This is a genomic window from Gryllotalpicola ginsengisoli DSM 22003 (assembly GCF_000419445.1).
In the GTDB taxonomy this organism is placed as follows: domain Bacteria; phylum Actinomycetota; class Actinomycetes; order Actinomycetales; family Microbacteriaceae; genus Gryllotalpicola; species Gryllotalpicola ginsengisoli.
This window is the reverse complement of record NZ_AULK01000002.1, coordinates 156,511-179,476: the sequence shown is the minus strand read 5'-3', so window position 1 is coordinate 179,476 and position 22,966 is coordinate 156,511. Positions and strand designations below refer to the sequence as shown.

Here is a 22,966-nt window from a genome sequence, read left to right as displayed (position 1 = left end):
GCCGCCGGGCTCAGGCCGGTTGCAGCAGGTCGCGCACGATGTCGAGCCTGCCCTGGCTGGCGAAGCGGCCGTAGCCGCCGCCGCGGGCCAGCCGCGCGACGCCCGGCAGGCGCGCCGGTCGCGCCCGGGGCAGCTGCGCCCGGGCGGTCTCGAACGCGGCCTTCGCCCTGGCTGCGGCGCGCACCTGCGCCGGGACGCGCTGCCCGAGCGCGTCGAGCCGGTCGGCGAGCGTCGTGAACACGGCCCCGAGCCGCTCGTTGCGGGTGCCGCGGGGCTCGCCGAGCACCCGGCCGATCTTGCGCCGCAGGGTCGGCTCGACGACGCCGATCTGGTTGGCGCCGTGCAGCCGGTAGTCGATCGTCGGCTCGCGCAGCACGCGCAGGCCGCCGAGCGCCGCGGCGATGGCAGCGAGCCACTCGTCGTGCACCCACAGCGGCGGGAACGGGAGGGCGGCGTCGAGCAGTTCGCGGCGGAAGACGACGGTCGCGCCGGTGGCCAGGTTGCGCCGCAGCACGGCGTCGATGCCGCGGCCCGACTCGATCAGGCCCAGCTCGGCTTCGCCGACCTCGAGCCGCCCGAACAGCGTGCCGCCGAGCGGCACGCCGGCTTCGTCGACGAGGCGCGCGTCGGTGTGCACGAGCAGGGCCGCGGGGTCGGCGTCGAGCAGCCCGGCGGTCAGCTCCAGCTTGTCCGGGCGCCACACGTCGTCCTGGTCGCTCAGGGCGATGTAGTCGCCGCGGGACGCGCCGACGGCCTGCTCGAAGTTCTTCGTGACGCCGAGCGGCGGGTCGTTGCGCAGCACGCGCAGCTCGGGTGAGGCATCCGTCATCGTCTCGGCGACCACGCGCAGCGTGCCGTCGGCCGACGCGTCGTCGGACACGATCAGCTCGTCGGCGCCCCTGCTCTGGGCGAGGATGCTGCGCACCTGCTCGGCCACGAATCGCTCGCCGTTGTGGGTGCACAGCGCGACCGAGACGCTCATTTGGTCACGTTCACCGTCACACACGGCTGCAGTTGCACGTTCTTGCTGCGCACGCCGCTCGAGTCGAGAGCCCAGACGCACACGGTGTGCTTGCCCTTGCTCACCTTGGTGCGCAGGGTGCCCTGGTAGCCGTGCCTGCTGCCGAAGCCGGGATAGAGCTTGAGGAAGTCGGGACGGGACGTGTTGGCGGCCAGATCGCCCACGTTCACGCCGTCGAGCTTGACGCGCACGGAGATGGACGCGGTGGTGTCGGGGTCGAACGTCCACCCGTGCAGCGAGATGCCGCTCGTGGTCGCGCTCGTCGCGCCGTTCATGCCGACCGGCTTGCTGCCGAGCACGGTGCCCGTCACGCAGCCGAGCTGCGGATTGTCGTGGCTCTTCGGCTGGTCGACGGCGTAGATGCAGATGGTGTGCTTGCCGGGGCTCGCCTTCGCGGTCGTCTGGAACGCGTGCGCGCTGCCCCAGCCCGGCCAATCCTGGGTGGAGGCGGTGCCGGACTTGTTCGCCGTGATGTAGCCGATGCGGACGCCGTCGACGCGGACGGCGAGAGTGACGGGCGTGGCGGAGTCGGGGTCGATCGCCCAGCCCTCGACGTGCAGGCCGCCCGGCACGGGGTACACGGTGGTGCTCACGCTGCCGACCGGCGGGCCGGTGGGCACGTTGTCGATGGTGGCGCAGCCGATGCGCCGGTTGGATCCGGCGCCGACGTTGTCGCCGCTGACGCACACGGTGCGCTCTCCGGCCTCGGTCGAGGGCAGGTCGACGGAGAAGCCGTGCGCGCTGCCGAGCGCCGGGTATGCGGCGGCGGCCGCGGTGCTGGCGCGGTTCGCGACGAAGGTGGTCTTCTGTGCGACGCCGTCGATGGAGGTGCGCACGGTGAGCGCCGCGCTCGTGTCGGGGTCGACCATCCACCCCTCGACGTGCAGGGTGCCGCCGGGGCGCAGCTGGGCCGAGGTGATCGCGCCGACCGGGCTGGTGTCGGTCACGGTCACCGTCTTGCAGCCGAGCGGCGTGTCCTTCCCACCTCCGACGTTCAGCCCGGTGACGCAGATCTGGTGGGTGCCGGCCGTGGCCGCGAAGGTGACGTCAAAGCCATGCCTGGCGCCGATCTCGGGGTACACGGCGGCCACGTCGGTGCGGGTCACGGAGGCGCGCACCGTCTTGGGCGAGGCCCCGTCGACCGTGATCTTCACGTTGGTCGGGTTGGTCGTGTCGGGGTCGGAGACCCAGCCGCGCACGCGCACGGATGCGGTCAGGGCGGTGGCCGAGTCGAAGGCGCCGAACGGCGGATTGCCCGAATCCACCGGGTCGCCGAACCAGTTGTTGAACCACACCCAGAAGTTGCGGTTGCCGTACGCGGAGCATCCGTCGCCCGTGCCGCCGAGGTTGGCGAGCGCGGCGGCGTTCGGGGTGTACGGCGTGTAGATGTACAGGTCGAGCGTCGCCTGGTTCTTGACGTCGACGGTCTTGGCCCCGCAGGAGCGGGTCGGGCTGTACAGGATCTGGTTCTGCCCGATGCGCCAGGCGACCCCGTTGTAATTCACGTAGGAGCCCTGCGCGGCGTACTGGCCGTAGAGCTTGAACTGGTTGGCGGCGCCGTAGACCTGGTTGAAGAAGCCGTAGTACAGGCTGTCGCAGGCCGCCGTGTCGGGGCATCCGTAGCCCATCGCGCTGCGGTACATGTACGAGGTCGGCGCCTTGGAGGTGACCAGCCCCTGCTCCTTCTGCAGGGTGACCAGCAGCACCTGCGGGTTGATGCCGCACGCCACCGCGACCTTGTAGACGATCGCCGCGGCCGACTCGCTGGCGGAGCCCGGGTACTGGGCGCACCGCGTGGTGGCCGCCTTCGTCGGGGTGGACTGCTTGTAGTAGTACAGGCAGGGAGTGCTGCCCGTGGTCGAGGCGCAGCCCGACTCCCGGGTGCCGAGGAACGACTGGATGCTCGCCGCCGACATGGTGGACGTGTCGAAGAACACGTCGTCGCTGATGATCTCGCCGGGGTCGAAGTCGGAGCCGCTGAGCGCGGAAGCGCTCTGCCCGGCGGGGACGAGGGTGAGCACGGCGAGCAGCACCGCCGCGAGAACGGCGATGACCGCACGCGGGCGGGAGGGCGAGACCTGCTCGCGGGCGGGGAGGGCGCGCATGACCTTCTGACCTTAACCCATCAGTTGAAGGTTTTCCGCCGCGGGCGGGTTTTCGCCCCCTCCCCGTCCAGGGGTCATCGACCGGAGGTCACTGGGTTGCGGTGATGGTCACACACGACCCGAGGCGCGCATTCCCTCCGCTCCCGACGTTGAGCCCGTACACGCAGACCCGGTGGTCGCCGAGCGACTGCTTCTTCTTCAGCGACTGGTAGAAGCCGTGCGCCGTGCCGTAGCCGGGGTACTTGGCGGCCGCCGTCGAGTTCGCGTCGTCGGCCACGATGCGCCCGAACTCGACGCCGTCGACGGTCACTAGGACCGAGATCGGGTCGGCCGTGTCGGGGTCGAGGGCCCAGCCCCACACCGAGACGCCGTTCGTCGAGCCCGTGATCTTCGTCAGCTGCCCCGTCGGCTTGCCCGACAGCACGGTCACCTTGTCGCAGGACAGGCGCGGGTTGCCGCCGCTCGGCGTGTTGATGGCGTAGACGCACACCGAATGCGTTCCCGGGGATGCCGCGACGTCGATGGAGTAGCCGTGGTCGGCACCCCAGTGCGGGTAGCCGCGCGACACGTCGCTGCGGGCGGTGTCGGCGAGCTGGCGGCCGGCCGCCTTCCCGTCGACGTAGACGGCGACGTCGATCGGACCGGTCGTCTCGGGGTCGAGCGCCCAGCCCTCGACGTGCACGCCGTTCGGCTCCGGGTACTCGGTGGTCACCTTGCCGATCGGCAGACCGGGGGTCACCGCTCTGGCCTGCTTGCAGCCGAGCTTGGTGTTGCGCGAGCCGGCGCCCACGTTGACGGCGCTGGCGCAGATGGTATGCAGGCCGCCGGACACGTCGAGCTTGACGTCGAAGCCGTGCCGCACCCCGGCGTCGGGGTACACCGCCGCGAGGTCGTTGCGGGTCAGCGACGCGCGCACCGTCTTGACCGTGTCGGCGTTGCCGTCGACCGAGATGCGCACGTTGGTCGGGTTGGTCGTGTTCGGGTCGAGCACCCAGCCCTTGACCTCGATCTGGCCGCTCAGGCCGACGGCGCTGTCGAAGGCGCCGAGCGGAACGCTGCCGGCGTCGTTGGGCGGCCCGAACCACTTGCTGAACCAGACCCAGAAGTTGCGGTTGCCGTACGAGGAGCAGGTGTCGCCCGTGCCGCTCAGGTTGTCCAGGGCCGCCTGGTTCGGCGTGTACGGGGTGTAGATGTACAGGTCGAGGGTGGCCTGGTTGACGATGTTCACCGTGCGGGAGCCGCAGGAGGTGTCCGGGTTGTAGAGGATCTGGTTGGTGCCGATCTGCCAGGGCTTCCCGTTGTAGTTGATGTAGTTCCCGCTGGGGGCGTACTTGCCGTAGAGCTTGAACTGGCGCGCCGCCATGAACACCTGGTTGAAGAATCCGTAATACGTGCTGTCGCAGGCGGCGGTGTCGGGGCAGCCGTAGCCCATGGCGCTGCGGTACATGTACGAGGTCGGCGCGGTCGAGGTGACGAGCCCCTGCTCCTTCTGCAGGGTGACGAGGATCACCTGCGGGTTGATGCCGCAGGCGCGGGCGACCTTGTAGATGATGGTCGCCGCCGACTCGCTGGAGGAGCCCGTGTAGGTGGAGCACAGCCCCGACTCGGCCGCCTTGGTGGTCGTCGCCGTCTTGTAGTGCGACAGGCACGCCGTGGTGCCGGAGGTGTGCGTGCAGCCCGACTCCTGCCCGGCCACGAAGGACTGGATCTGGCTGACCGACATCGACGTCGAATTGAAGAACACCTCGTCGCTGATGATGTTGCCCGGGCTCCACTGGTTGGGCGTCACGTTGAACGCCTGCGCCGTCTCGCCGGAATCCGTCACGACCGCCGTGGCGAAGGCCAGCCCCGCGGCGAGCGCCAGCGCGAGCACGCGCAGCAGTCTCCTCGGCCTCATCCGATCACGCCCCCCGTTCATCGATCACACCCCCGCCAGCTCACGTCTCGAACGGTGGCGATCCGTCGCCGGCAGATACGGATCGCGACCGGGGATGCCCCAGCGGCGGCGCACCTCGTCGAGCTCCCATTTCAACACGACGGGTTCTCGGGTGCGCGACTCGAAGTGGTAGAAGCGGGCGCGGTTGGCGTAGAGCACCTTGAGCCCGGCCCGCCGCACCTTGTAGCTCAGGTCGACGTCGTTGAAGTTCACCGACAGGAGCTCGTCGAGTCCGCCGATCTCGAAGTAGGTGGAACGGCGCAGGGCGGCGCACGCGGCGGTCACGCCCGAGACCTCGCGGTCCACGTCGAGCACGGCGAAGTCCCCGGGCTCGCCGCGGCTGAGGTTCTGGAACGGGTGGCCGTAGCCGCGGTTCTGGTAGTAGTGCCCGGCGTGCTGGATGTGGTCGTCCTCGAAGTAGAGCTGGCCGCCGGTCATGCCGACCTCCGGATCCTCCAGCGGCGCGCAGAGCTCCTCGAGCGCGCGGTCGGAGGCGGCTTCGGTGTCGTCGTTGAGCAGCACGATGATCTCGCCGGTCGAGGCGAGCGCGCCCACGTTGCACTTCTCGCTGAAGTTGAACGGCTTGGTGTACTCCACCAGGACCAGCTTGTCGCGCGCCACCGCGCGCAGCTCGGTGAGCACCTCGCTCGGGGTGGACGTGTCGTACACGACCACGATCTCCAAGTCCTCGTGCCGGGTGCGGGCGAGCAGCGACCGCACGGCCTCGACGACGAACACGCGCTCCTCGCCCCAGACCGTCCCGGATCCGCCCCGGGTCGGGATGACGACGCTGATCCGCGGCAGGGCGTCCAGGTCGCGGCGGATCGCGACGACCCCGGGCCACGCGCCGCGCTCGGCGGTTCCCGAGCGGCCGGTGCGCTGCAGGTGCTCGGCGACGGCCCGCACCTGGGCGTCCCACGCGTACGGCTTGGCCTCGGCCGACGACGCGGTCGAGGAGCGGTGCACCCGCCAGTGGTAGAGGATCTCGGGGATGTGACGGATGCTGCGGGCGCGCTCGGTGACGCGCAGCACGAGGTCGTGGTCCTGCGCCCCGTCGAAGCCGGGGCGGAAGCCGCCCAGCTCGCGCACGAGCGCCGTGCGCAGCACGGACACGTGGCCGGTGTACATCTGGTTGCGCATCCGCTCGGGCGACCAGTCGGGCTTGAAGAAGGGGTCGACGAATTCGCCGCGCTCGTCGAGCTTGTCCTCGTCGCTGTAGAGGTAGTCGGCCTCGGGGTGCCGCTCCAGCTCCTGGGCGATGCGCACCAGGGCCACCGCGGACAGCGCGTCGTCGTGGTCGAGCAGCACGACGAACTCGCCCGTCGCCGCCTCCAGGGCCGCGTTCGAGGCGGCCACGATGCCGCCGTTCTCGGGCAGCGTCACCACCGTGACGCGCGAGTCGGCGGCGGCCGCCCGGCGCAGCACGTCGCCCACCCCGGGGTCGGTGCTCGCGTCGTCGGCCAGCACGAGCTGCCAGTCCCCCCAGGACTGCCGCAGCACCGAGGCGATCGCCTCGTCGAGGAACTCGATGGGCGGATTGAACACCGGCACGAGCACGCTGAACAGGGGTCGCTCGTCGACGGCCTCCGTCATCGGCCGATCCTCCTGCGCATGGCCTGCGGCACGCTGAGCACGGCCGAGCCGACGCGCCAGGTGCGGGAGCCGTGCACCCGCTCGAGCTGCTCGTCCAGCGCCTTCCGGTACTCCTCGATCTGGCGGGCGTGATCCCGGTGCTCGGCGGCGAGCAGGTGCTTGAGCGCCTCCTTCTCGTCCTCGAGCTCCCCGATGCGCACGAGGGCGCGGCCCAGCTCGGTCTGCTCGAGCTCGGCGACCCGCTCGAGCAGGTGCGTCTCGGCCTCCGTCGTGCCGATCAGCTCGCTCTCGGCGCGCAGCAGCTCGTGCTGCAGGTTGCGGATTAACTCGACGAGCTCCGCCTTGGTCTCCCTGCCGGTCACGGCGCGCGCGGCCAGGGCCGCTCGCGCCGACCGCGCTGCGGACTGACTCTGGTCGTGCGTGGTCATTTCCACTCCCTGTTCCGTGGGCGTCATGCCGCTCCCGAACCGCGGCGCTGGACGCGCGCCCGATAGCGCGCGACGACGGCGCCGACTCCCCCGTTCTTCAAGTAATACCCGACGCGCTGCAGGTCGCGGCGCCACCCCGAGTAGTAAACCTTGCGGGTGCGCGGCCGCCCCGCGCGACGTGCCGCCTTCGACGAATCCGCCGCCACCGGGGCCCGGTCGGCCGCGTAGCGCGGATGACGCGCGAACTGGGCGAGCGGCTCGAGCACCGTCGACCAGGCGAAGCGGGAACGCACCCGCGCGACGTTGCGCACCGCCTTCTCGCGCGCGCCCTCGTCGTAGAGGAACTCCTCGAGCGCCGCGGCCAGCGCGTCGACGTCGCGCTCGGGCACGACCCGGCCGAGGCCCTCGGCGCGCACCAGGTCGGCGAAGGAGTCGCCGTCGGTCGTGACGATCGGCAGCCCGGCCCACAGGTAGTCGAGGATCCGGGTGCGGAACGAGTACGTCGTCTCGACGTGCTGGAAGTGCGTCGAGACGCCCAGGTCGGCGTCCAGCAGCACGTTCTGCCGCTCGTCGTAGGCCACCCAGGAGGTGTTGAAGAAGACGTGGCGGTCCTCGAGCCCGAGGTCGCGGGACACCTCGCGCGCCCGCGTCGCCGCGCGCATCTGCGGCACGTGCGGGTTGGGGTGCTGGGTGCCCATGAAGAACAGCCGCACGTCCGGGTGGGTGCGCGCGACGACCGCGACCGCGCGCACCAGCGTCTCGGGGTCGAACCAGTTGTAGATGCCGCCGCCCCACACGATGACCTTGTCGTCGGGGCCGATGCCGGGGATCGCCCCGCGGATGCCGGGCCCCGTGCGCACCGGATCCTCGTCGGGGATGCCGAACGGCACGACCGCCAGCAGGTCGTCGAGGTCATTGTCGCGCGAGTAGGTGTAGGGGTTGATCCGCCCCACGGCGGCGAGCTGGCCGAGCCAGAAGCTGCGCTGACGCTCCGAGGCGCAGAGGAAGAAGTCGCCGAGCTCGAGCTGATGGTTGAGCAGCTCGTTCGCCTCGGCGACCTGCGTGTCCCACTGGGCGCGCGGCAGGTCGCGGCCCTGCTCGAGCTGCTCGAGGTGCAGCGGATCGTAGATGTCGACGACGATCTTCTTCGCCGACTGCGACAGCACGCCGAACAGCGCCAGGGCGTGGCCCTGCAGCACGACGACGTCGGCCCAGCGCTCCAGCTCGGCCATCGCGGACTGCTGGTGGTGGGTGACGGTGAGCACCTCGAAGCGCTCGTCCTCGGCCGCGGCCGGGGCGGCCGCCGTGGTCGAGACGAGCTTCACGTCGTTCTCGCGCGACAGCACGCGCGCCATGTGCCATGCGCGGATGGCCGGCCCCGCCATCCGCTCGCCGATCGCGTCGCCCGTGATGATGAGCACGTGGCCGCGCGGCGCAGCCGGCTCGAGCACGCCGAGCGCGTCGACGATCTTCGCGTAGCCGGCCAGGTAGCTGTCGATCGGATACGCCGGCTCGTCGGTCTTCCCGAACAGCGCCCGCAGCTCGCGGTCGCTGCGCGTGCGCGTGGCCTGGATCTTCGCCCGCGACTCGGCGAGCCCGGGCAGCTCCTCGACGAGGCGGTCGATCGCGTACACGCCCGCGAGCAGCTGCTTCGACACCTTCTGGTCGGGCAGCCGATCGTCGTCCGCCCGGCGCAGGTCGAGGGCCTCGGTGTCCACCCCGGCGCGACCGGTCGCCCGGCGCACCGCGAGCAGGGCGGCCGCCCCGAGCACCTGGCGCAGCTCGTCGTCCTCGAGGTTCTTGAACAGGGTGAACAGCGCGTTGCGCTCCAGCAGGTACGTCTCGTGGTAGTCGCCGAACTTCGACATCGAGGCGTGGTGCTTGTGGTACGCGAGCGAGGCCGGCACGAAGCGGAAGCGGTAGCCGAGCAGGTTCAGCCGCCAGCCGAGGTCGACGTCCTCGTAGAACATGAAGTAGCGCTCGTCGAAGCCGCCGAGGGCCTCGTAGACGTCGGCGCGCACGAACATCGCGGCGCCGGTGCCGAAGAGGACGTCGCGCGGGCTGCTCCACTCGGGCCGGTCCCGCTCCCCCGCGTGCGGCTTGTAGCCCATGCCGTACCAGGTGATCGCGCTGTCGACGTAGTCGACGTCGGCGCCCTCCCAGTCCAGCACCTTGGAGGCGACGGCGCCGATGTCCCTGCCGGCGTCGAACTCGGCCATGGCGGCGCGGATCCACTGCGCGTCGGGCCGCGCGTCGTTGTTGAGGAACGCGACCACCTCGCCGGTGGAGGCGGCGACGCCGAGGTTGCATCCGCCGGCGAAGCCCAGGTTCTCCTTCGACGGCACGATGCGGGCGAGCTCGCCGACCTCCGCCGTGAGCCGCTCCAGGCTGTCGTCGCCCGAGGCGTTCTCGACGACGATCACCTCGAGGCGCTCGCGCGGCCAGTCCAGCTCGTGCAGGCCGCGCACCGCGGTGATGGTGTCGTCGGCGCCGCGGAAGTTCACGAGCACGACGGAGACGACGCCCTCGCGGCGCTTCGACTGCGCGCGGGCGCTCATCGCGACCCTCCCCCGACGAAGCCGAGGTAGCCGTCGATGACGGGCCCGGCCTCGCCCACGGCGCGCACCTCTCCGTTCTGCAGCCAGGCGGCGTGATCGCACATCTGAGTCACCAGGTCCATGGAGTGAGACACCAGGATCACCGTACGCCCCTGCTGTTTGAGGTCCGCGAACTTCTGGCGGCACTTCTCCTGGAACTCGGCGTCGCCCACCGCGAGCACCTCGTCGACCACCAGGATGTCGGGGTTGACGTTGATCGCGATGGCGAAGCCGAGGCGCACGTACATCCCCGAGGAGTAGTTCTTCACCGGCTGGTCGATGTAGGCGCCGACGCCGGCGAATTCGATGATGTCGTCGCGCTTCTCGTCGAGCTCCTTGCGGCTCATGCCGAGGATGGAGCCGTTGAGGTAGATGTTCTCGAGCCCGGACAGCTCGGGGTGGAACCCGCTGCCGACCTCGAGCAGCCCGGCCACGCGGCCCGTCGCGGTGATGGTGCCGCTCTCGGGCCAGTAGATCTTCGTCAGGCACTTCAGCAGCGTCGACTTGCCGGATCCGTTGCTGCCGATCAGCCCGAAGGTCGAGCCGCGGGGTACGTCGAAGCTGACGTCGCGCAGCGCCCAGCGGTCTTCGTACACGCTCTTGCGCCGGCGCATGATCGCCGACTTCAGCGACTGGTTGCGCTCGTGGTACAGGCGGAACCGCTTGTTGACGTGGTCGACGCGCACGGCCACGCCGGTGTCGGCGGATGCGTCCAGCGGCAGGTATTCGATCGTCATAGCGCCTCTGCCAGCTTCCTCTCGTTGCTGCGGAACACCCAGAGCCCGAGCACGAGCGACAGCAGCGCGGCGACCGTGACGTAGAGCATGGTGCCGCCGTCGGGCCAGCGGTTGTCGTAGAGCAGGTTGCGGAAGATCTCCACGAACCGCTCCATCGGGTTGAGCCGGTAGAGATCGATCAGGGTGAAGCCGGTGCCGGGGATCGTGCCGATGCGGTCGGACTGGGCCTGCATCAGGTTGATCGGGTAGATCACGGGCGTCAGGTACATCCAGATCTGCATGACGATGCCGATCAGGTACTGGGTATCGCGGAAGTGCACGTTCGCGATCGACAGCATCAGGCCGATGCCGGTCGCGAACGCCGCGAGGATGACCATGGTCAGCGCGACGAGCGGGATCCACGGCCACACGAAGGCGCCGCACAGCACCAGCGTCACGAGCAGCACGCCCATCTCGAACAGCCAGTTGAAGCCGATCGCGCCGACCGAGGCGAGCGGCAGCACGAGCCGGTTGAAGTACACCTTCTGCACCAGGCCCGTGTTGGCGATGATCGAGCCCATGCTGGTCTGCACCGTCATGGCGAAGAAGTTCCACGGCAGCAGCCCGCACAACAGCCACACCGCGAAGATGTCGAGGCCGCTCGGGTCGCCCGGGTCGGGTTGCACCCGGATGATGAACGAGAACACCAGGGTGTAGATGAGCATCGCCGCCAGCGGGTTCACCAGCGACCACAGCCGGCCGATGATGGTGCGCTTGTACTGGCCGCGGATGTCGCGCAGCGTCAGGTTCGCCAGCAGCTCGCGCGACGCCCAGATCTCCTTGAGGTAGTTCACGCGTCCGCCTTTCCCCGCCGCCGGCGCCGCATCACGACGAGCACCCAGATCGCGGCGATCACCACGACCGTGCCGCCGGAGACGATGCCGCCGGTGATGATCCCGGGCGTGCGGTAGTGCAACTCGACCGTGTGCTTCCCGGCCGGCACCCGCACGGCGCCCGCCGCGTGCTCGGCGGGGAGGATCTTCGCCGCCTTGCCGTCCACGGTGGCCGACCAGCCGTCGCGCAGCAGCGAGTCGGTGACGACGAGCCAGCCGCTGCCCTGCGCGTCGACCGAGTACTTCTCCGTATTGAGATCGGATGCCTCGGTCTTCACCGTCGCGGGCCCGGCGCTGCCGACCGGGGTGGACTCGGTCGAGCTCGAGAGCACGACCGTGTCGTCCGGAAGGCTCGGGTCGTTGAGCTCGGTCAGCTGTTGCTTCGTCGACGTCGCGACCACGGCGGAATCGGCCCAGCGCACCCGGTCGAGCGCGGTGGCCCGGTGGTAGATCGTGGCGTCGCCGGTGTGCACGACGGTGATGCCGTCGTCGCGGGGCACGGTCACGGCCACGGCGGCCTTGCCCGAGGCATCCGTCGCCACCGAGAACCCGTCGCCGACGCCGGTCGCCGAGATCTCGGCGTACCAGGCGGTGCCGGAGGGGATGTCGTCGCCCGCGATCGCCACGTTGCGCCCGCCCGAGTTGAGGGAGCTCAGCCAGGTGGAGGTGCTCGCGAGCACCTTGCCGTCGGAGGCCCGGCGGATCTTCACGGTCAGGTCGACGCCGCCGCTCGTGTCGGCGTCGATCGTCGGCATGCTGAAAGTGACGCCGTGCAGTGCGCCGTGGAAGACCTCGCTGTCGATGGTGCCGGTTCCGACCTGCTGCGAGGTGCCGGTCTTCGGCGCGGTCACCGAGGGCCGCGAGTCGGGGTCGCTCGGGTCGGCGGCGACCTCGGAGCCGGCCGGGTTCTCGGTGCTGGGCTGGCCGAGGATGGCGGTCTTCGGGTCGGCCACCAGGTAGCTGACGCCGTAGCGGTCCAGCAGCGGCTTCTCGACGTTGGCCTGCAGGTCCTGCCCGCTCAGGGTCGTGTAGGTGGGCGAGGCCATGGCGTTCGGGTCGATGGTCAGCAGCACCTCCTTCCACTCCTTCGTCTGGAAGGCGTGGCCGACGAGCGAGCGCAGCCCGTAGACCGAGTTCGTGCCGGGCAGCATGGCGGTGCCGATGTTGGCGAAGCGGTCGTCGCCGAGGTGCTTCTCGAGATACTCGTGCGCCGCCGTCTCGGGGTAGAAGGTGTCGGTCGGCGACGTGGGCCACCAGGAGTGCACCACGTACAGGGCGGGCACGACGACGGCGACCGGCACCAGCACGCCCGCGACGATCGAGATCCAGCGGCGGCGCCAGATCCACGCCGCGACGGCGAGACCGCCGATCACGACGGCGATGCCGGCGGCCTGGATGATCTCCTGCTTGAGCTGGGGCACGTACGGCGTCGGCACGTTCCACAGGATGTGCTTGGCCTCGTAGGCGACGAGCGCGGCGAACACTCCGCCGGCCAGCACCGCGGCGACGCGGCGCACGAGCCGCGCCCGGGCACCCGGCTCGCGCAGCTCGGCCCACTCCTCGCGCAGGCCCTTGGGCTGCAGGATGTTGGCGAAGCCGAAGGCGGCGACCACCGCGCCGCTGAACTCGATGATCGATCGCACGCGGCCGATGGGACTGCTGGAGAAGACGGGCAGCTTGTGCACGAACTCCTGCACGGGGCCGCCGAGGTAGACGGCGATGACGCCGATCGCGGCGGCCAGGACGAAGAAGACGAGCGGATGCACGCGCCGCACGACGCGGGAGGGGATCAGCCCGGCGCATCCGATCAGCGTGACGGCGGCGATGCCGAGGTACGAGAACGACTCGATGGGGCTGATGCCGGCCCAGCTCGGGCCGGTGCTGCTGATGCCCTGGATGTCGGGCACGTAGGTGGTGAGGAGGTTGAGCGGGGTGAGCGGGCCGAGGCCGCCGCGCGCGGAGAAGTCGATGATGCTCAGGGCGTTGAGCACGAACGGGATCAGCTGCCACGCGGACAGCAGGGCTCCGGCGCCCACCCCGACGAGGGCGATGACGCCGCTCAGGATCACCTTCCGGAACGAGCGGTGCACGAGGATCGCGCGGACCAGCACGTATGCGGCGCCCAGGTAGAGCGCGTAGCCGACGATCGCGGGGAAGCCGCCGAGGAGCATCGACATGACGACGAATCCGACGGGCAGCACGTCGACCCACTTGAGGCTGACCGCCGCCCGGTCGAGTGCCCAGAACAGGATCGGGATGTAGGCGGCCACGCGCGACTGCGGCCAGTTCGTCCAGGCGATCATGAAGCCGCTCGACGAGTAGATGAGCGCCGCGATCGCCCAGGTGGCGCTCGGCAGCTGGAAGCGGCGCAGGAACAGCGACATGCCGACGGCGATGAGGGCGATCTCGCTGAGCTTGACCCACGCGGCGGCCATGTACGACGGGAACACCCACCACGCCCAGGAGACGGGCGAGAAGGCGCCGGTGTTCGGCAGGCCGCCGAGTTCGACGCCGCCTGCCGTGTACGGGTTCCACATGGCGAAGGTGCCGTGCCTGGCCGCCTCGACCAGGAGGATCAGCTGCGGCGCGACGGCGTCGACCGTGTCGCCGACCATGCTGTTGGTCGTCTTGCTGGTGGACTCGAGCGCCGACGCCCAGGGCGCGTAGCCCTTGATCAGCGCGGTGCCCGTGAAGGTGCCGTGGCCGATCAGCGACGGCCCGATGCCGATCACGGCGAATGCCGCGAGGGCGAGCCAGCAGACCGCGGCGACCCAGAACGAGCCCGACCTCAGGGCGCTCGCGACGCGGTCGCGGATGCCGGCTGTTCCGGACGTTCGGGCTGCAGTAACCGTGGTTTCAGTCATTCAAAGTCGTTCGTCTCGTCGTCCTTCGCCGTCGGCGCACGAGATGGCGCGCGAAGGAGCAGGCGCGGCGAAGCGGCGCACCGCGTTGGAAGCATAGCGGCTCGTCGGTGGGTGACCGCCGAGCCCCGCCGGGCCCCGCCGCGCCGCGGCGCGCTGGGGCGCGCTGGGGCGCCTCGCAGACGGATGCGGAATACTCACTGGCGATGCCTGAACGAATCCTGCTCATCAACAGCGACCTGGCGAAGAACCGCGGCGACCGCGCGATCGCCGAAGGGAACATCCAGCTCATCCGCTCGAAGTTCCCCGGCGCCCGCATCGTCGGCATCTCGCAGCACCCGGAGCGCGACTCGGCCTGGTACGGCATCGAGTTCCTGCGCATGGACTTCCAGTCGCTGAACCCCCTCGACCTGCTGCGGCTGATGCGCGCGGCGCGGCACGCCGACCGGGTGCTCTGGGGCGGCGGCGAGATCCTCAAGGACTACACGAACAAGGCGGCGCTCTGGTATTGGGTGATCAAGATCACGCTGGTCACGCTCGTCAATCGCGAGGTGTACGGCGCCTTCCAGGGCATCGGGCCGACCTCGAGCCCGCTCAGCCGGCGCCTGATCACCGGCATCGTCGACCGCTGCGCCGGCTTCATCGTGCGCGACGCGGAGTCGTACCAGAAGCTGCGCTCCTGGGGGGCGTCGTCGCCGAACCTGCTGCACTCCTCCGATCCCGCCGTGCTGCCCGAGCCCGCGCCCGTCGACGCGGCGCTGGCACAGAAGCTGCGCACCGTGTACGGCATCGACGAGCAGTTCCTCTCCGACGCGATCTACGTCGGCCCGCGCGACTGGTTCCACTACCGCACCGGCGGCGTCATCCCGTTCAAGTACAAGCGCCGCCTGGCCGCCCTGCTCGGCCGCACGCCCCGCCCGAACGAGGCGAACGCCCGCTACCGCGAGCACCTGGTGGCGATGATGCGCGAGCTCACCACCCGCTTCGACGCGAACGTCATGCTCGTGCCGATGCACCTGGAGGAGGGCGACGGCGAGCTGTGCGAGCTGCTGCGCTCGGCCGCCGCCGACCCGGGCCGGGTGCGCGTGGTGGACCGCGACGAGCTGAGCCCCGCCGAGCTGCGCTCGGCCATCGCGGGCTGCAAGGCGGCGATCGGGTTCCGCCTGCACTCGAACATCATCGGCGTGAGCGCCAACGTGCCGAGCCTCAACATCTACTACGTCGACAAGGGCCGCGTGTTCTTCGACCAGATCGGGCAGAGCGCGCGCAGCATGCCGATCGAGCGGGTGCTGGAGGACGACTTCGCCGCCGTCGAGTTCGTCGAGCGCTTCGGCGAGCTGCTCGAGAACGGCGACGCCATCCGCGCCGAGCTCGCGCAGGCGACCGAGCGCCTGCGCGCCGACGTCGTCGACGCCTTCGACCGGGTCTTCGCCCGTGGGTGACGCACGCGACTTCCGCGAGGTGGAGGACGTCGCGGAGCAGGCGGAGGAGACGGCGGCCAAGAAGCCGGCGCCGCGCTGGCGCCGGATCGCCATGCGGGCGATCCCGATCCTCTTCTATGCGCTGCTCGCGGTGTTCCTCGTCGACTACCTGCGGTCGATCGACTTCAGCAAGCTGCGCGACGCCCGCTTCGAGCCCTGGTACTTCATCATCGCGACCGTGCTCGGCCTGCTGTTCCGCTACTGGGGCGCCTTCATCTGGACGGTGCTGCTGCGCTCGCTCGGCGCACGGCAGGTGCGCATGAACGCGACCCTCGTCTACGTGTACGCGAAGTCCTGGATGGGCCGGTACATCCCGGGCACCGCGCCGTGGATCCTCGGCAAGATCTTCTTCGCGTCCAAGCAGGGCATCTCGCGCAACAAGCTGGCCGTCAGCTCCCTGCTGGAGGGCGCGCTGCAGGTCATCGTGCAGCTGCTCTTCGCGCTCGTGCTGCTGCTGTTCGACCACCGCCTGGCGATCTTCACCCCGCAGCTGAAGTGGCTGCTGGCCGCCGCCGCGTTCGTCTGCGTCGTGCTGCTCGTGCCGCCGGTGTTCAACGCGGTCGTCTCGCTGGCCTACCGCGTGCTGCGCCGCCGCCGGCTCGACCGCGAGCACCTGGCCGACGCGCGCACCGTGGGAACCGGCTTCGGCCTGTACGCGATCGGGTCGTTCGCGAGCGGCCTCTCCCTCTTCTTCATCTCCAAGACGGTGTACCCCGAGCTGCCGTACCACCAGCTCTCCTTCGTCATGGGGGTGAGCACCCTTGCCGCGGCGGTGAGCATGATCGCCGTGTTCGCGCCGAGCGGCCTGGGCGTGCGCGAGGGCATCCAGCTCGCGCTGCTCAGCGTGATCATGCCGACGGAGATCGCGCTGACCATCACGGTCATCATGCGGCTGTGGTCGGTGGCCTGCGACTTCGCGTTCTTCGGCTTCGCCTGGGTGCACCGCGCGGTGGCGGGCCGCACCACCCGCGTCGAGGAGGCGGTCACCTCGGAGATCGACCTGGCGCTCCCCGCCGACGCATCCGCCCCGCACCGCGAGGAGCGCGGCCGGTGACCCGCCTGCTCGTCCTCGCCAGCACCTACCCGGCGCGCGCCGACGACGGCACGCCGCGCTTCGTGCAGGATCTCGCCCGGGCCGAGGCCGAGGGCTTTGAGACGCTCGTGGTCGTGCCTCGGGTGAAGGGCGCGCGGCGGGATGACCGCGACGGGGCGGTGCGCGTGCGGCGCTACGCCTACTTCCCGCGCCGCTTCGAGACGCTCGCCGACGGGGCGATCATCGAGAACCTGCGCGCCCGGCGCTCGGACTGGCTGCAGGTGCTGCCGCTGTTCGCCGCGCAGTTCTTCGCGGTGCGCCGCGCCGTGCGCGAGTTCCGGCCCGACGTGGTGCACGCGCACTGGATCATCCCGCAGGGCGTCATCGCCCGGCTCGCGGCCCGCGGGGTGCCGATGCTGCTGTCCTCGCACGGCGCCGACCTGTACGCGCTGAACGCGGGGCCGCTGCGGGCGCTGAAACGCTGGGTGGTGCGGGCCGCGGGCGCCATCACGGTGATGAACGCCGACATGAGAGAACGGATGCTCGCGCTCGGCGCCGCCGAATCCGCGGTGCGCATCGAGCCGATGGGCGCCTACCTGCCCGAGCTGCCGCCGCGCGAGAGCGCGGGCGAGGGCCCTGTGCAGCTGGTCTTCCTGGGGCGGCTCGTCGAGAAGAAGGGCGTGCACGTGCTGCTCGAGGCTCTGCGCGCGCTCCCGGCGGACGCCTACCGCCTGACCGTCGCGGGCGACGGCCCGATGCGCGCGGAGCTCGAACGGCTCGCCGCCGGGCTGCCCGTCGAGTTCGCCGGCACGGTGGGCCGCGCCGAGGTGGCGCGCCTGTACGCGAACGCGGACGTCGTGGTGGTGCCCTCGGTGCCCGCCGCCAGCGGCGACCGCGACGGCCTCCCGGTGTCCCTGCTCGAGGCGATGAGCGCCGGCAGCGCGATCGTCGCCAGCGACGTGGCGGGCGTCAACGAGGCCGTCGCCGACGGACAGACGGCGCTGCTCGTGCCGCCGGCCGACGCATCCGCTCTCGCGGACGCGCTGCGGCGCGTCATCGCCGACGGCGAGCTGCGCCGGCGGCTGGGCGAGGCCGCCGCCGAGCGCTCCGCGTGGTTCACGGTCGACGCCGTGGGCGAGCGCTACCGCGCGATCCTCGCCGCGCTGGTCCCTCGCCGCTCGGGCGCGGCTCAGGGTCGGTGACCGGCCCCCGGGTAGAATGACGGGGCGCCGAATCCCGGCCGCACCGCGACTGACAAGGCGATCATGAGACTCTTCATCCAGATCCCGTGCCTCAACGAGGAGGAGACGCTGCCCCTCGTGCTCGAGTCGATCCCCCGCCGGATCGAGGGCATCGACGAGATCGAGATCCTGGTCATCGACGACGGCTCGAAGGACCGCACCGTCGAGGTCGCCCAGGAGCACGGGGTGACCCACTTCGTGCGGCACACCCGCAACATGGGCCTCGCCCGCTCGTTCCACGACGGCGTCGACTACGCCCTGCGCCACGGCGCCGACATCCTCGTCAACACCGACGGCGACAACCAGTACCCGCAGCAGATGATCCCCGAGCTCGTGGCGCCCGTGCTGCGCGGCGAGGCCGAGATCGTCGTCGCCGACCGGCAGACGGCCAAGATCGCCCACTTCTCGCCGTTCAAGAAGCTCATGCAGCGCTTCGGCAGCTGGGTGGTCAACAAGGCGGCCGGCACCGACCTGCCGGATGCGGCGAGCGGATTCCGCGCCTACAGCCGCTACTCGCTGATGCGGCTGAACATCGTGACCCAGTTCTCCTACTGCATGGAGACCATCATCCAGGCGGGCAACAAGCGGCTCGCCATCACGAGCATCCCGGTCGAGACGAACCCGAAGACGCGCGAGTCCCGGCTGTTCTCCAACATCTTCCAGCACATGTGGGAGTCGGGCCTGGCGATCCTGCGGGCCTACCTGATGTTCAAGCCGTACAGCGTGTTCGCGACGATCGGCACGGTGCTCGGCATCGCGGGGCTGATCCCGTTCATCATCTTCCTGGTCTACGCCGCGCAGGGCTCCTCCGGCGGCCACCTGCAGTCGCTGCTGGCGGGGGCCACGCTGCTCACCGGGTCGCTGCTGTCCTTCGTGATCGGGATCGTCGCCGACCTCACCCGCATCAACCGGATCCTGCAGGAGGACCAGCTCGAGCTGACCAAGCGCCAGCACTACGGGGACGCGCTCTCCGCCCGCGGGCACCTGATGTCGCAGCAGTCCGCCGACGACGGCGACCTCGACGCGCCGCGCAGGATCGCCTAGCAGCGGTGGCGGACCCGGAAGGTGTGAGCCGCGAGAGCGACGCCGACCCCGCCCTCGCCGCGGTCACGGTCAGCTACCGCTCGGAGGCGGCGCTGGCCGAGCTGCTCGAGTCGCTGACCGCGGGCGTCGTGCGCCCGGCCGTCACGGTCGTGGTCGACAACGACCCGGCGGCGTCGCTGCGCCTCGACGAGCGGTCGGCCGACTCAGGGATCCGGCTCGTGCACGCGCGCGACAACCTCGGCTACGGCGGCGGGATCAACCTGGGCGTCGCGCAGCTGCCGCCCGAGATCGAGTGGGTGCTCATCACGAACCCGGACGTGCGGGTGGAGGCATCCGCTCTGGCCACGCTGCTCGACGTCGCCCGGCGCGAGCCGACCGCCGGCGCGCTCGGGCCGCGCATCCTCGAACCCGACGGCCGCGTCTACCCCTCGGCGCGGGAACTGCCGTCGCTGCGCACCGGCATCGGGCACGCCCTGTTCGCCAACGTGTGGCCGGCGAACCCCTGGACCCGGCGCTACCGGGGCGAGAACCGCGCCACGAGCGGGCAGTGGCGCGAGACGGGCTGGCTCTCCGGCTCCTGCCTGCTCGTGCGCCGCGCCGCGTTCGACGCGATCGGCGGCTTCGACGACGGCTACTTCATGTACTTCGAAGACGTCGACCTCGGCGCCCGCCTCTCCCGCGCCGGGTGGCGCAACCTGTACGTGCCGGGCGCGAGCGTGGTGCACACGGGCGCCCACTCGACGCGGACCGCCGCCGAATCGATGCGCGCCGAGCACCACCGCAGCGCCTACCGCTACCTCTCCCGCAAGTACAGCGCCTGGTATCTGGCGCCCCTGCGCCTCGGCCTCCGGGTGGCGCTGGCCGCCCGGGCCCGTCTCACACGCCGCGGCTAGGCTGCCACTCATCATGACGACTCTGCGCGCGATCGCCGAAGACGCCTCCGCCCACCGCCGCCATGCCTCCGGGCCGAAGCTGCCCGGCCTCGCCCGGTACGTGCGGGGCCTGACCCGCGGACTCATCGCCTCCGCTCCCCCGGGCTGCGACGTCGAGCTGATCCTCGCCGCGCACCCGCCCGAGGAGGTCGCCGAATTCGAGTCGTGGTTCCCCGGCGCGGCCGGCACGCACGTGCTGCCGCTCGCCCGCGGACCGCTCGCGGCCGCGTGGGCGGCCGGCGCGCCGCTGACGGCGGGCGGCGGGGTGATCCACGCGCCCACCCTGTTCGCGCCGCTCGGCAAGCACGACCCGGCGCTTCCCACGCAGGTCACGGTGACGGTGCACGACACGATCGCGTGGACGCATCCGGCGTCGCTGGGCCACGCCCAGGCGGCGTGGACGAGACGGATGGCGCACCGCGCCGCCTCCCGCGCGGACGCGATCGTCGTGCCCACCCACGCCGTGGCCGACCAGCTCTCCGAGCTGCTGCCGGTGGCCGACCGGCTGCGCGTCATCCCCGGCGCAGTGGACCCGGAACTCGTGCTGCCCGAGGACCCGGACGTGCGCGCCTCCTGGCTGCAGCTGCCCGAGCGCTTCGTGCTCACGGTCGGCTCGATGGATCCCCGCACCGGCGTCGACGCGCTCGTGCGCGCCGCCGCGCTGCCCGACTTCCACGGGCTGCCGCTGCTCGTCGTCGGCGACGACGAGTGGCACGGGCAGCGCATCTCGCTGACCGCGATGCAGCTCGGCCTGCCGGAGGGCCGGGTGCGCGCGCTCGGCCACGTCGGCGACAGCGACCTCGCCCTGCTCCTCTCGCGCGCGGCCGCGTTCGTCGCGCCCGGCCGCTCGGCCGGCTTCGGGCTCGCCGCGCTGGAGGCGCTGACCTTCGGCGCCCCGCTCGTGCACTCCGACGCGCCGGCCCTCGTCGAGGTCGCCGGCGGCGCCGGCGTCGCAGTGCCGCGCTCCGAGGCGGGGTCGACCTTCGCCGAGCGTCTCGCGGTGGCCGTCGGGCAGGTCGTCACCGACGCCGAGCGCGCCGAGAAGCTCCGCATCGCGGGGCTCGACCGGGCGAAGGCGTACAGCTGGGCCGAGTCGGGCGCGCGGGTCTGGCAGCTGCACGCCGAGCTCTGAGCGGCGCCTACCGCGGGCCGGCTGCCGCCCGCCGGCTCAGCCCGACGCCGCCGGCGTCGGCGTCGGCGACCCCGTCTTCAGCGTGCGCTGCACATAGCCGTGGATGGCGTCCCAGTCCGGGTTCGTCGGATCGGGCACGAGCGGCGGCACCAGGTCGAGGCTCACGACCGGCTGCTTCTTGGTCTTCAGCGCGAGGTCGACGAAGTAGCCGAGCATCGACTGCGGCACGTCCGTCTTGACCACCTGCGAGCCGGCCTTGGCGATGTCCTGGAACTTGGCGAGCACGTTCGCGGGGTTCATCTGGGCGAGCATCGCCTCTTCGAGCTGCCGCTGGCGGGCCATCCGATCGTAATCGCTCGTCGTCTCGCGGCTGCGCGCGTACCACTGCGCCGTCTTGCCGTCCATGTGCTGCACGCCCGGCTCGATCCAGCCCTCGACGCCCTGCAGCTTCCCGCTCGCGTCGGGCAGCCCGCCGATCGGCAGCTTCTCCTTCACGTCGATCGTGACGCCGCCGAGGGCGTCGATCAGGTCGGAGAAGCCCTGCATGTCGATGAGCACGTAGTACTGGATCTTGAGCCCGGTGGCGCCCTCGAGCGCGTCGCGCATCGCCTCGATGCCGGGCTCGCTGCCCTCCGCCTTCGCCTTCGGGTAGTAGTCGGGCTTGTACAGCTCCACCTCGGTGTAGATCGAGTTGAGCATGCAGACGTCGACGTCGCAGCGGCCGCCGGTGCCGTAGCCGTCGGGGTAGTCCTTGAGCATGGGCGACCCCTTGGAGAAGGGGATCTGGTCGAGGTTGCGCGGCAGGCCGATGTTGACGGCCTTGCCGGTCTTCGCGTCGATGCTGACCACCGACATCGAGTCGGGGCGCAGCCCCTCCCGGTCGGGGCCGGCGTCGCCGCCGAGCAGCATGATGTTGTACCGGCCGTCGACGGGCGGCTCGCTCGCGGTCGCGCCGAAGACGTCGCCGAGGGCGCCGCGCGCGCTGCCGACGAGCACCGAGCCGTAGCCCGTGCCGCCCACCAGCGCGACCAGCATGACGATCGTGAACGCGGCGATGCCCGACCGGGCCGACTGGGCCACCTTCACCAGGCGCACGAGGCGCAGCGTGTCGAGCGTCAGGATGACCCAGAGCACGCAGTAGGCGATCATCAGCCCCTGCAGGATCACCAGGGTCCAGCCCTGCGTGAACACCTCGAACAGCCATGCGCGGTTGAGCAGGTAGAGCAGCCCGAGCAGGATCGCGACGGCCCACAGCACGAGCGTCCCGACGATGCCGATGCGGCCGAACCTGCGGTTGCCGGCGAGCACCTGGGCGCTGCCGGGCAGCAGCAGGTTGGCGACGACGAGCCACCAGCCGCGGCGGCGCATCACCGCCTCGGACCGCGTCTCCGGATGGCGCAGCGGGTACGTGACGCTCATAGGCTCGCGGCGAGGGCCGTGTTCTTCTGCTCGACCAGCTGCTCGAGCTCGCGGGCGTACTCCGCCACCTTGGCGGTGAGCTCCGCGTCGCCCGAGGCGAGGATGCGGGCGGCGTACAGCCCCGCGTTCGCCGCCCCGTTGATCGCCATCGTCGCCACCGGGATGCCCGCCGGCATCTGCACGATCGACAGCAGCGAGTCGAGGCCATCGAGGCGGGCCAGCTGCACCGGCACGCCGATCACGGGCAGCGTGGTGACGCTGGCGATCATGCCGGGCAGGTGGGCGGCGCCGCCGGCGCCGGCGATGATGACACGGATGCCGCGCGCCGCCGCTTCCTTGCCGAAGGCGATCATCTTCTCCGGCGTGCGGTGCGCCGAGACGACCTCGACCTCGTAGTCGATGCCGAACCGGTCGAGGCTCTCGGCGGCCGGCTTCATGGTCGGCCAGTCGCTGTCGGAGCCCATGATGATGGCGACGCGCGCCGAAGCGGAGCTGATCGGTGGCATGCCGCCCATGGTAGGGAAGGCGACCGGG

At 71.0% G+C, this 22,966-nt stretch carries 17 protein-coding genes; 6 read left to right on the top strand and 11 right to left on the bottom strand.

Annotation, left to right across the window (positions count from 1 at the left end; all coding sequences use genetic code 11):
* Positions 1–10: 10 nt before the first annotated feature.
* The 9 genes from H563_RS0105330 to H563_RS0105290 all read right to left on the bottom strand — a co-directional run bounded on the left by H563_RS0105330 (position 11) and on the right by H563_RS0105290 (position 14,153).
* The gene (locus tag H563_RS0105330; protein ID WP_022881570.1) at positions 11–982 is read right to left on the bottom strand and encodes a glycosyltransferase family 2 protein; all 972 of its coding nucleotides are present in this window, start codon (positions 980–982) and stop codon (positions 11–13) included.
* The gene (locus tag H563_RS17280) at positions 979–3,126 is read right to left on the bottom strand and encodes a hypothetical protein (RefSeq protein ID WP_022881569.1); all 2,148 of its coding nucleotides are present in this window, start codon (positions 3,124–3,126) and stop codon (positions 979–981) included. The genes H563_RS0105330 and H563_RS17280 overlap by 4 nt, the downstream gene beginning before the upstream one ends.
* An 88-nt stretch (positions 3,127–3,214) precedes the next feature.
* On the bottom strand, positions 3,215–5,023 hold the full coding sequence (locus H563_RS17275; RefSeq protein ID WP_022881568.1) for a hypothetical protein: 1,809 nt from the start codon (positions 5,021–5,023) through the stop codon (positions 3,215–3,217).
* 24 nt (positions 5,024–5,047) lie between these two features.
* Positions 5,048–6,655 carry a glycosyltransferase family 2 protein gene (locus H563_RS15180; protein WP_022881567.1) on the bottom strand — a complete coding sequence of 536 codons (1,608 nt, stop codon included), beginning with the start codon at positions 6,653–6,655 and terminating at the stop codon, positions 5,048–5,050.
* Complete coding sequence (locus H563_RS0105310; protein ID WP_022881566.1) at positions 6,652–7,083, bottom strand: hypothetical protein; 432 nt, start codon at positions 7,081–7,083, stop codon at positions 6,652–6,654. The genes H563_RS15180 and H563_RS0105310 overlap by 4 nt, the downstream gene beginning before the upstream one ends.
* A 23-nt stretch (positions 7,084–7,106) precedes the next feature.
* Entirely contained in the window at positions 7,107–9,641 is a 2,535-nt protein-coding gene (locus H563_RS0105305; protein WP_022881565.1) for a glycosyltransferase, read from the bottom strand.
* Positions 9,638–10,417, bottom strand: coding sequence for an ABC transporter ATP-binding protein (locus tag H563_RS15175; protein ID WP_022881564.1), 780 nt, complete (start codon positions 10,415–10,417; stop codon positions 9,638–9,640). Before H563_RS15175 ends, H563_RS0105305 begins: the two co-directional genes overlap by 4 nt.
* On the bottom strand, positions 10,414–11,250 hold the full coding sequence (locus H563_RS0105295) for an ABC transporter permease (RefSeq protein WP_022881563.1): 837 nt from the start codon (positions 11,248–11,250) through the stop codon (positions 10,414–10,416). The genes H563_RS15175 and H563_RS0105295 overlap by 4 nt, the downstream gene beginning before the upstream one ends.
* Positions 11,247–14,153 carry a YfhO family protein gene (locus H563_RS0105290; protein ID WP_022881562.1) on the bottom strand — a complete coding sequence of 969 codons (2,907 nt, stop codon included), beginning with the start codon at positions 14,151–14,153 and terminating at the stop codon, positions 11,247–11,249. Before H563_RS0105290 ends, H563_RS0105295 begins: the two co-directional genes overlap by 4 nt.
* Before the next feature lie 203 nt (positions 14,154–14,356).
* Between H563_RS0105290 and H563_RS0105285 the strand changes: the two genes are divergently transcribed.
* The 6 genes from H563_RS0105285 (at position 14,357) to H563_RS0105260 (ending at position 21,013) form a co-directional block, all read left to right on the top strand.
* The gene (locus tag H563_RS0105285; protein ID WP_022881561.1) at positions 14,357–15,592 is read left to right on the top strand and encodes a polysaccharide pyruvyl transferase family protein; all 1,236 of its coding nucleotides are present in this window, start codon (positions 14,357–14,359) and stop codon (positions 15,590–15,592) included.
* Positions 15,585–16,685 (top strand): lysylphosphatidylglycerol synthase domain-containing protein, encoded by a 1,101-nt coding sequence (locus H563_RS0105280; protein ID WP_022881560.1) that lies wholly within the window; start codon positions 15,585–15,587, stop codon positions 16,683–16,685. Before H563_RS0105285 ends, H563_RS0105280 begins: the two co-directional genes overlap by 8 nt.
* A complete protein-coding gene (locus H563_RS15170; RefSeq protein WP_022881559.1) occupies positions 16,682–17,866 on the top strand; it encodes a glycosyltransferase in 1,185 nt (394 codons plus the stop codon). The genes H563_RS0105280 and H563_RS15170 overlap by 4 nt, the downstream gene beginning before the upstream one ends.
* 63 nt (positions 17,867–17,929) lie before the next feature.
* Positions 17,930–18,949 carry a glycosyltransferase family 2 protein gene (locus H563_RS15165; protein ID WP_022881558.1) on the top strand — a complete coding sequence of 340 codons (1,020 nt, stop codon included), beginning with the start codon at positions 17,930–17,932 and terminating at the stop codon, positions 18,947–18,949.
* Positions 18,950–18,954: 5 nt separating this feature from the next.
* A complete protein-coding gene (locus H563_RS0105265; protein ID WP_245556819.1) occupies positions 18,955–19,842 on the top strand; it encodes a glycosyltransferase family 2 protein in 888 nt (295 codons plus the stop codon).
* A gap of 13 nt (positions 19,843–19,855) precedes the next feature.
* Positions 19,856–21,013 (top strand): glycosyltransferase family 4 protein, encoded by a 1,158-nt coding sequence (locus H563_RS0105260; protein ID WP_022881556.1) that lies wholly within the window; start codon positions 19,856–19,858, stop codon positions 21,011–21,013.
* 36 nt (positions 21,014–21,049) lie between these two features.
* Here the strand turns inward: H563_RS0105260 and H563_RS15160 are convergent, their stop codons facing one another.
* Together H563_RS15160 and purE are read right to left on the bottom strand one after the other, a co-directional pair.
* Positions 21,050–22,432: an LCP family protein gene (locus H563_RS15160; protein ID WP_022881555.1), complete on the bottom strand. Its 1,383-nt coding sequence runs from the start codon at positions 22,430–22,432 to the stop codon at positions 21,050–21,052.
* Positions 22,429–22,947, bottom strand: coding sequence for a 5-(carboxyamino)imidazole ribonucleotide mutase (gene purE, locus H563_RS0105250; protein ID WP_407635314.1), 519 nt, complete (start codon positions 22,945–22,947; stop codon positions 22,429–22,431). Before purE ends, H563_RS15160 begins: the two co-directional genes overlap by 4 nt.
* Between the last annotated feature and the right edge of the window lie 19 nt (positions 22,948–22,966).

Bases quoted from the DNA above. Each gene is read 5' to 3' on its own strand.
- H563_RS0105330 (WP_022881570.1), bottom strand. From the start codon at position 982: ATGAGCGTCTCGGTCGCGCTGTGCACCCACAACGGCGAGCGATTCGTG.
- H563_RS17280 (WP_022881569.1), bottom strand. From the start codon at position 3,126: ATGCGCGCCCTCCCCGCCCGCGAGCAGGTCTCGCCCTCCCGCCCGCGT.
- H563_RS17275 (WP_022881568.1), bottom strand. From the start codon at position 5,023: ATGAGGCCGAGGAGACTGCTGCGCGTGCTCGCGCTGGCGCTCGCCGCG.
- H563_RS15180 (WP_022881567.1), bottom strand. From the start codon at position 6,655: ATGACGGAGGCCGTCGACGAGCGACCCCTGTTCAGCGTGCTCGTGCCG.
- H563_RS0105310 (WP_022881566.1), bottom strand. From the start codon at position 7,083: ATGACCACGCACGACCAGAGTCAGTCCGCAGCGCGGTCGGCGCGAGCG.
- H563_RS0105305 (WP_022881565.1), bottom strand. From the start codon at position 9,641: ATGAGCGCCCGCGCGCAGTCGAAGCGCCGCGAGGGCGTCGTCTCCGTC.
- H563_RS15175 (WP_022881564.1), bottom strand. From the start codon at position 10,417: ATGACGATCGAATACCTGCCGCTGGACGCATCCGCCGACACCGGCGTG.
- H563_RS0105290 (WP_022881562.1), bottom strand. From the start codon at position 14,153: ATGACTGAAACCACGGTTACTGCAGCCCGAACGTCCGGAACAGCCGGC.
- H563_RS0105285 (WP_022881561.1), top strand. From the start codon at position 14,357: ATGCCTGAACGAATCCTGCTCATCAACAGCGACCTGGCGAAGAACCGC.
- H563_RS15165 (WP_022881558.1), top strand. From the start codon at position 17,930: ATGAGACTCTTCATCCAGATCCCGTGCCTCAACGAGGAGGAGACGCTG.
- H563_RS0105260 (WP_022881556.1), top strand. From the start codon at position 19,856: ATGACGACTCTGCGCGCGATCGCCGAAGACGCCTCCGCCCACCGCCGC.
- H563_RS15160 (WP_022881555.1), bottom strand. From the start codon at position 22,432: ATGAGCGTCACGTACCCGCTGCGCCATCCGGAGACGCGGTCCGAGGCG.
- purE (WP_407635314.1), bottom strand. From the start codon at position 22,947: ATGGGCGGCATGCCACCGATCAGCTCCGCTTCGGCGCGCGTCGCCATC.